4 protein-coding genes are annotated in these 5,197 nt (G+C 47.0%); all 4 read left to right on the top strand.

Going from position 1 to position 5,197, the window contains the following annotated elements; translation table 11 throughout:
• Positions 1–9 precede the first annotated feature (9 nt).
• Entirely contained in the window at positions 10–783 is a 774-nt protein-coding gene (locus V6C93_RS06620) for a hypothetical protein (RefSeq protein ID WP_349262629.1), read from the top strand.
• Positions 783–2,825, top strand: a complete 2,043-nt coding sequence (locus V6C93_RS06615; RefSeq protein WP_333475862.1) for a TrbI/VirB10 family protein — start codon at positions 783–785, stop codon at positions 2,823–2,825. Before V6C93_RS06620 ends, V6C93_RS06615 begins: the two co-directional genes overlap by 1 nt.
• 204 nt (positions 2,826–3,029) lie before the next feature.
• Positions 3,030–3,695 (top strand): hypothetical protein, encoded by a 666-nt coding sequence (locus V6C93_RS06610; protein ID WP_333475861.1) that lies wholly within the window; start codon positions 3,030–3,032, stop codon positions 3,693–3,695.
• 12 nt (positions 3,696–3,707) lie between these two features.
• Positions 3,708–5,197: hypothetical protein (locus tag V6C93_RS06605; RefSeq protein WP_333475860.1), on the top strand; the 1,490-nt coding region annotated here is incomplete at its 3' end.

Below are 5,197 nucleotides of genomic sequence, written 5' to 3'. Positions count from 1 at the left end.
ACAGTTACTATGACTACAAAAGCGGATGGTGCTTCTCAAAAGCGCTTGCGATTTCTTGAGCGACAGCCGACAAAGTTCTCGAAAAATGATGCAATGGGTCTGTTTGTCGTTGGCACTCTAGGACTGCACTTACTAACATTTTTCGTGTTGGTTCTGCAATACGGAGCTTATTCCAAGTTGTCAAAAAAAGCTCCTCCTTCTCTCGTTCAGCTAGAGACAGGAAAAGCTATTACTGTAGCTCCTTTAGGGAATAAGGAGCGAACGCCAGAGGTGGTGAAAAAATTTACCCTAGACACGATGACGCTCATGATGAATTGGTCGGGAACTAAGCCCCCAACCACTATTGAAGAGGCAACCAAGCCCGTACCCGATCCAGGAGTATCGATTACCAGTAGAAGGAAGGTAGCGACGGCTGCATGGCAAGCTGGGTTTGCTTTGAGTGAAGACTTCCGCAAGGAGTTTTTGACAAAACTGGCTGAACTCACGCCACCCGGAGTATTTCAAGGAACAACTCAGGTGGCTCTCGTTCCCTTAGAAGTTCAGACTCCTCAAAAGATTGCTGAAGGGAAATGGAAAGTCAAGATGGTGGCAAATTTGTTGGCGTTTGATAAGGGAAATAACTTGGGTCAAGTTATCCCCTTTAACAAGGAAATTTTTGTGCGATCTGTTGAGCCTCCAGAGTTTCCAGGTAAGTCAGGTGGAATTGCTTCTGTAATTTATCAAGCTCGCTCTAGCGGGTTGGAAATTTATGCCATTAGAGATTTGCCAGCGGAGAATTTGTGATGAACCAACAAGATTGGAACGAATACAGAATTAATGAAAATGGTCACGCCGATACTGTGTTTAACAGTAACGAAGAGTTGGTGTCCCAAACCCTTGAAGGTGCTGATGAGGATTGGGAGTGGACTGATGATAAATTGGCTAGCTTAGTGGATTTTGATGATAGCCCGGAAATTCCGCTAGAAACTATTCCAGAATCAGACCTAGCTGACTCAGTTTTGGAGTCGAATGCAATCTCTCAAGCTGAATTATTTGACGACCCAATTGAGGGAAAAACTCAACCGAAATTTTCAACAAGTCCTTTTCCTAAAGCAGCGGCGGTTGGTTTGGTGATGCTTGTGCTGTTTGGTGGGGGAGGGCTGTTCTTGCAGAGCGTAACGAGCAGTGCCAGTAGAAAAGCACCGGCGATCGCTAACTCTCCTTCCCCTCAACCCACCCCCACTGTTCCTCCCACCCCAGACACCGAAGTGGGCAACCTCAAAACACAGGTTGCTCTCGGCTCTCAGGCGGCTCAAATTCAGGATTTAGACCGCGCCAAAAGTCCGAAAACTCCTAAAACCAGTGTGTCGAAAGTTAATAAGGATGCAAACCCTTCTCCTTCGACTCAAGAAAGTTCTACTAAGCCAGGTTCCTCTACTCCACCACCTTCATATCCTCCTCGTCCTGTAGTGCAGCGTTCTTCTACACCACCACCCTCCTATTCCCCTCGTCCTGTGGTGCAGCGAGAGTATACGCCACCACCTTCTCGTCCAGTTCAACCAACTCAACTGGCTCGACCAACTCAACCAACTCAATCGGCTCAACCTGCTCGAAAAGCCGTCGAAGCAGCATCACCATCCGCTTTGCCCTCACAACCGAAACCGACTCCAGATCCCATGCAGCAGTGGGTGGCTCTCTCACAGATTGGAAGTTATGGCACCAACCCAGTTGGTGAAGACGCCTCTCAAACTGCTGACTCAAGGACTACATCTATCCCTACTCAAACAGAAGAACCGTTTGTAACAACCCCTCGTGCCATTCCAGTCATGTCATCGACTGCGGGAGCTGTTGCTGTTATTACTCCTACGACTGTACCGCTCCCCGTAGCGGCGGCTTCTAAAATGCAAATTCCACGCGATGGCAATCTTGATGACCAAGAAACAGTTTTTAGTTCTTCAGAGCTTCCTCGGGGGGTGTCGTCACAACCAGCCGGTGGAGATGACACAAGGATGCGGGGACATGGAGACGCGGAGATGTCCGGACTTCGTTCCCCTGTGCTAACAGCCAACTCTCCGCATCAGCCTCTACTACCGAATGCAACTGGGAATCAGATTGCCTCTACGCCCACAGCTCAGATTAATCCTACTGAGGAAGCCAGCGTGCTGAGTGGAGTGCCAGTGCGCTACTTGCAAGTTGGAGAGCTGGCTTCTGGAGAGCTATTGACACCCGTTATTTGGGCGGGAGCAAGAGCGTCGGCTGGTTCTGCGTCTAATTCGGCGGCTTCGTCAGCTCAAGAAAAGTTTATCGTTCAGCTCAATGAACCGCTAACTGACCCTCAGGGTTCTGTCATGTTGCCACAAGGCACTCAAATTGTTGCTCGAATCATTAATGTAGATGAATCGGGACTAACTCAACTTGAAGCAACGCAGGCGATCGTTGATGGTCAAGAGTACGTGTTACCGCCAGGAGCTATCAGCATTCGGGGGTCAGATGGTCAACCCTTAATGGCTGACAAATGGGGGAATAAGGGAAGTGCGATCGCTTCTCGTGATGTGACGGCATTCTTGTTCGGGTCGCTCTCCAAAGTAGGGGAAGTACTCAATCAGCCTGATGTTCAACAGTCGATTAATTCATCAAGCGGTGGGTTTAGTTCTTCTACAACGACGAGCAATCGTCGCCCCAACCTACTTGGAGCAATTTTAGACGGTGGATTTGGACCGCTCACCCAACAAATATTGCAACGGAACGACAAAGCAATTCAAGAAATTATGTCTCGCCCCGATGTTTGGTATGTGCGTGCTGGGACGAACATACAGGTTTTTGTTAATCGCTCGTTTGAAATGTAAGTGCTTTCTTTACATCAACACTGAATCTGAATCCGTGAGTTTTGAGTTATGAGGACTTTTTCAATATTTGCACTTTCTATCGCATCGACCCTTTGTCTAACAGGATTAAGTTGCTGCAATAGTGGGTCGGGGCTGCCGTTTGGATTGCCCGCGTCAGCTAATACAATCTCTAATTCGGTACGACGTGTCTCAATATTAGAAGCAATGGGTCAATCAGGTTCCTCACCACCACTGATTGAATTGTCTCCTGGATATGGAGTCAACATCAGTTTTATTCCAACTGGAGAGATTGTGAAAAAAGTTTGGTTGGATAACCCCTCCTTTGCCACTCTGGATGTAGATGGCTGTTTATCCGGCTTAGGCAGTCAAGGTAAGCCATGTCAGCCGAATGGGGCGAGAGTATTGCACCTACGGGGCATCAACCCATTGAACATTCCAGGTTTGCCCAAGACCACTAGCACATTGTTAACAGCAATTACTTCCGGGACTTCTGGGCAGCGCGTGTATTTGTTTCGAGTGGCACTGGCATCGGGAACGCCTCAATACCACACGATTGAAGTTACTCCAGTTTCAGTTTCTACTCCTAGTAATACCAAATACAGATCGATTGTCGATTCTATCTCAGACTATTCAGTTTTTAGTCGCGGGTTAACTGTGGCAATGCAAAGAGGTTTGATTCGTACTGGTCAGCCCCTCGAAACACGAATTCGGAACTTTTTAGCAAGGGTACAAGCGGGCGAACCGATTGAATCAGCCGCCTCAACATCGGGCATATCCCTAAACTTAGTTGAGCGATTGGCGCAATTGGGAAGAACGGGAACGGGCAATCCAGTTCTCATTCCAGCTAGAACTTCAGCTCACACGAAATAATTCTTGACAACCATGTTTCTTCGTAAGTTTAGCCGTCATCTTTATTGGGCGGTTACGGGTTTTCTTTTGTCAATTTTCCTTTTTGGATTACCCTTGGTAGTTGATGGATTCACTGGTTTAAAAGCTGTCGCTTCCACCCAACCGTCAAGTTCCATTCCTACAACAACTTGGCAAAATACTCCGTTACCGGATTGGAATCAGATTACTTTTAGTAATCTTCCTGCCATTGCAGAAAGCGGTTCTCTCACCGTTCCTAATGATGTAGTCAACCAGTTGGGGTACGACCCCTCTCGAAATTGGTCAGCAGGACAAAAGCCTGCGGATTTCCTGATGTTGGGAGACTTTCAAGATGGGTTTAAGTTGCAAGATTTTTCTCTATCGACCATCAATCAGGCTTCTCCTACTGGTTTAAATTTGAAGGGAACGAGCTTACAAGAGTTTGGAGTGATGGCTTATCAAACTCTCGGCAGTTTGGTTAAAGCTATCCCAACTCTAAGTCATTTACCTATTGAAGAAGTCAAGCCAATTTTAGATTTGCTTCAAAGTCAACTAACAACTGACTTTAACCCAGCTCAAACCATCGGTCAACTTTTAGCGCAATCGCCGCTTGTGGGGGATTTGGAATTCTCTAAGCTGCCTTTAGATAAGTACAATCTTGCTTCGATTCCAGGGCTAGATACGACATCAATTGGCTCTTTCTCAGATTGGCAGATTGTTAATATTGACCAAATTTCCGGTTTGAGTGATGTGCCTTTCTCTCAGTTTCCCACCCCAGCGAATCCTGTGGGGACTGATGTGGGAATTGTAGATATTGCATTTGGGACAGCCGAGCAAAAACGCGATCGCACAATTTCTGGCAGCGATGTGGAAGGCTTTACAGTTCCTTGTGAAAAAGATTGCGCTCACGCTGAACTAGCGGGTTCTGCCAAGATTTTGGGTAGGCAATGGATTAGTGGGAAGTACCAGGAAGTTCGAGGTGGTCATGGGATTCTTGCTGCTGTCAATAATGGGTTGGAACCGACAGGACGCCTTCCTTTTGGTGATGCTTTTAAGGTTGTCATTTGGGATATATCAGAACCCAAAGGAACTGTTGATACGGCTTTATTTTTTCGGTTCTGTATGCGTAAAGGCTTCGTAGATTTAGGCTGTACGCCTTACTTTATTGGTCCGATTCCCTGGTTGAGTTATCACGAGAAAGATGCAATTTTCCTGGGAAATGTTGATGCGATTGCTCCTAGTACGAACCTCAGCCAATCTACACAAACTTCAGCAAGTGCTGAAGGGACATCCAACGCAATCAATCCCAATCTGTCGTCAACTAATTCCAGCAAGAAGGATGATTGTGGCTCCACCCATCAAGGTGTTTCTCTGGGGGCTTATGCCAGCGCTATTTCAGAAATTGAGGGAGGGTATGGCTCAATTGGCTCTTTTGTTGAAGATAGCGCTGGAAACCGAGGACGTGCATTAGGGCGGTATCAGTTGATGAGCTACCGAAATGATGT

Source organism: Allocoleopsis sp., assembly GCF_036703385.1.
In the GTDB taxonomy this organism is placed as follows: domain Bacteria; phylum Cyanobacteriota; class Cyanobacteriia; order Cyanobacteriales; family Coleofasciculaceae; genus Allocoleopsis.
The sequence above is the reverse complement of the archived record's forward strand: the minus strand, read 5'-3'. Positions and strand labels throughout refer to the sequence as shown.